Origin of the sequence: Sulfolobus sp. B1 (assembly GCF_007050195.1) — an archaeon.
Classification (GTDB): Archaea; Thermoproteota; Thermoprotei_A; order Sulfolobales; family Sulfolobaceae; genus Saccharolobus.
Genome location: NZ_QIMI01000207.1, coordinates 1 through 1,882, shown reverse-complemented (window position 1 = coordinate 1,882; position 1,882 = coordinate 1). Strand labels below are relative to the sequence as shown.

4 protein-coding genes are annotated in these 1,882 nt (G+C 40.1%); 2 read left to right on the top strand and 2 right to left on the bottom strand.

Translation table 11 applies throughout. The features are described from left to right. Both DMP16_RS11460 and DMP16_RS09480 read right to left on the bottom strand, forming a co-directional pair. Positions 1 to 116: ATP-binding cassette domain-containing protein (locus DMP16_RS11460; protein ID WP_255446862.1), on the bottom strand; the 116-nt coding region annotated here is incomplete at its 3' end. Between the two features lie 59 nt (positions 117 to 175). Next, on the bottom strand, positions 176 to 985 hold the full coding sequence (locus DMP16_RS09480; protein ID WP_143577157.1) for an ABC transporter permease: 810 nt from the start codon (positions 983 to 985) through the stop codon (positions 176 to 178). A gap of 262 nt (positions 986 to 1,247) precedes the next feature. On the opposite strand from DMP16_RS09480, the gene DMP16_RS09475 reads away from it, so the two are divergent. Next, positions 1,248 to 1,493 (top strand): ribbon-helix-helix domain-containing protein, encoded by a 246-nt coding sequence (locus tag DMP16_RS09475; protein ID WP_069284249.1) that lies wholly within the window; start codon positions 1,248 to 1,250, stop codon positions 1,491 to 1,493. Then, a complete protein-coding gene (locus tag DMP16_RS09470; RefSeq protein WP_143577156.1) occupies positions 1,490 to 1,726 on the top strand; it encodes a hypothetical protein in 237 nt (78 codons plus the stop codon). Before DMP16_RS09475 ends, DMP16_RS09470 begins: the two co-directional genes overlap by 4 nt. Positions 1,727 to 1,882: the final 156 nt, after the last annotated feature.

The following is a 1,882-nucleotide window of genomic DNA, read 5'->3' as shown; positions in this document are numbered from 1 at the left end:
TGGCCGTCCACAAGTACACTCCCCTCATAGTCTATTATCCCGCATATAGCTCTAAGTAGTGTAGTCTTTCCGCTCCCATTAGGCCCTAAGAGTAAGCTCTTAGATGAAATCTGCATGTTAGCTTCCTTTATTATTAGGCTCTTCTCTCTGTAGACCTTTACCTCTTTAAGCTCTATCATATTGTCTTCCCCTCCTCTAATGGTTTATAGTACAACTTCCTTAGGTTAAATACGGCAACACCACTGAGGGCTAAAGTCCAGAGTATCAATCCTAGTAATGGGTAAACGAAAGTTATCGTTTGTTGGGGGTTTGTTTGTTGGATTGTGTATATAGGCGGATTAGAGCCCGTAAAGCCACTTATTCCTAACATAGCAACCTCGCTAAAGGGAGAAAAGGCGAAGACGTAGCCAGCGTTAGCGTAAAGGTAAGAAAAGCCGAATAAATAACCTAAAACCAAGGGGATGAAGTCGATCAAATTCTCCATCTTCCTAGAGGTCTTAAGGGTCAGCATCGATAAGTTAAAGGATAACGCTGTGTAAAATAGACCTGCTATTAACGCTGTTATGAGCAATAAGGGAAAACTTTTAGGAATGGCCTCGCTAAAACCAAACTTTATACCAAACAATAGGTACGTTGTGGCTAACATAACTATGGATAGTATCAAGTTGACTACTCCCATGCCTATATACGTTGACGAAAGGTAATATTTTGGAGTTAATCTGGAGTACCTAAATAAATGGGGCAAACCACCAGTCTGATAACTTAGCACGTAATTTATGCTGACTCCTAGAGCACTGGAGCTTAAAGTAATTATTATTCCGTACCATGATGCCGTATAGTATTCCTCAGCATAAACTACCTTGGGTATACTAGAAGATTCAACGAAAGCCCCTATGATCTCCCAAAATATTAAGAAACCTACTCCCCAAAAGAGCAAATAAGGGTTAGTTATCATTCGTTTTGTGACGTATTTTAATAGTCTCATAGTTTAGAATAGGAGGTAGAATATTTAAATATAGGATAGAGTTCAAAATTTTGAACAGTGGTTATACCTCTGAAAGCAGAAATCTCACTTTTCCATTATTCTTTTGGTCTAGGGGTGAACTTAATAAAAGAACGGCAAATCTCGCCTTTTAAGGCGGGGTAACGTTTTTTAACTTTTGACTTTACGGATCTAAATATTGAATTCCACGTTTAGCGTGAGAGATGACATAAAGTTTATGTGTGTGTACTTCCCATAGCACAATATGGGTACTACTACTGTGACCATAAGGATCGATAAAGAGGTGTTAAAGAAGATTGATGAACTCATAGCAATGGGTATATTTAGTTCAAGGAACGAAGCGCTGAATACTGTAATCAAGGTGGGACTTGACGAGTTTAAGTCTTGGGAGGATATAATAAAGAAGTATGAGGAGTTGAAGAAGAGAGGGGTAGAAGTCTTGATAGATAAGCCATTAGAGGAATTCCTTAAAGAAAGGGACAGGTTTTGAGGTATTTCGATACTAGTGTCATCGTACTAGCTATAAATAAGGACGAGAGAAGGTTTATTGCTAAAGAGGAGTTAAAAGGGGGCGGTGTAGTATCAGAGCTCGGGTTAGTCGAACTATTGAGCTACCTTTCGAGAAACATTAACGATAATCCTTTACCCTACCTGCTCAAAATAATTGATGACTTCAATCTGACAAAGGAAGGACAAGCCTCGCCCTGGGGTAAAGTTTTTTAAGTGAAGCAAATTTATTGGGGAGGAGGGAAGCCATAAAGCGTAGTGAAAACGTGTCCTTCCTCCTCAGTACATATCCCCAAGTCTCGAGGAGGGTGGGGTTTCTCTACCCAAGGGATAGGGGTAAAGTGGCTGAAGACCCAGCCTTTGGTCTACCGC